We start from the raw sequence: 1,056 nt of genomic DNA, 5'->3' as shown, positions 1-1,056 counted from the left end.
GAGGGTTATCGATAATTGCTCGCTCTAATAACTCAGCTAAAGAGGGGTGTTCGGATATATCTTTAGCTACTTCACCAAGACTTGGGCAATCAACTGACCTTAAATCTGCCTGTATGGCGGGTAGTAGTATTAAAGTGTCTCTAAGTCGTGATAGGTCACGAGGGCGTGCAGATCTAAGCGCAATCCTGGCGAGTATACGCTGTACATCTCCGACTTGTTTTAAATTCGTTTGAATGGCGTCGTAGTTATAGGATTGCTCAAGTGAAGACACGCAATCTAGACGGGCATTCACAATTTCCCGGTCTCTTAAAGGGTGGTGGAGCCAGCGCCTAAGCAAGCGGCTACCCATTGCAGTTTTACAGGCATCCATTGCCCACGCCAAGGTGTGATTACTTTCGCCAGCAAGGTTGGTGTCAATTTCTAGGTTCTTGCGACTGGCTGCATCGAGTAGAATGTATTGACTACGCTCTTCTTTATTGATGGTGACAATATGAGGCAGCTCATTACGCTGAGTATCCTTTGCATACTGCAGCAGACAACCCGCCGCGCAGATAGCTAATTGCATCGAATCGATACCAAAGCCGCTTAAGTCTTTCGTTTTAAATTGAGTAGTCAATAAGCTTTTTGCGGAATCAAGATCATAAAGCCATGGAGCTTGGCGTCTAAGACCAGTTAAGTTCTCAAAAGCTCCTTCATATGGAAACTCTTCACTTATTAAAACTTCCGACGGTCTAATACGCTGCAACTCGCTTATTAGGTCGGGCAAGCCTCGAACTTGCGACACAGAAAAGCGTCCGCCACTCAGGTCTAGGTAGGCTAGACCAAAGGCTTCCTCATCACCAAAGGAAATTGAGCAGAGCAAATTGTCACGCCGCTCTTCTAGAAATGCCTCGTCAGTCAGCGTGCCGGGAGTGACAATTCTCATTACCTTACGCTCAACCGGCCCCTTGCTTGTTGCCGGGTCACCTGTTTGCTCGCAGACAGCAACCGACAAACCAGATCGAACAAGCTTTGCAATATAATTCTCAGCGGAGTGATAGGGGATACCCGCCATTG

General features: G+C 47.3%; 1 pseudogene. It reads right to left on the bottom strand.

Annotation, left to right across the window (positions count from 1 at the left end):
- A pseudogene (locus A3757_RS01365) lies at positions 1-1,056 on the bottom strand (DNA mismatch repair protein MutS); the annotation flags it as partial.

This window comes from Oleiphilus sp. HI0117 (genome assembly GCF_001635235.1).
The sequence above is the reverse complement of the archived record's forward strand: the minus strand, read 5'-3'. Positions and strand labels throughout refer to the sequence as shown.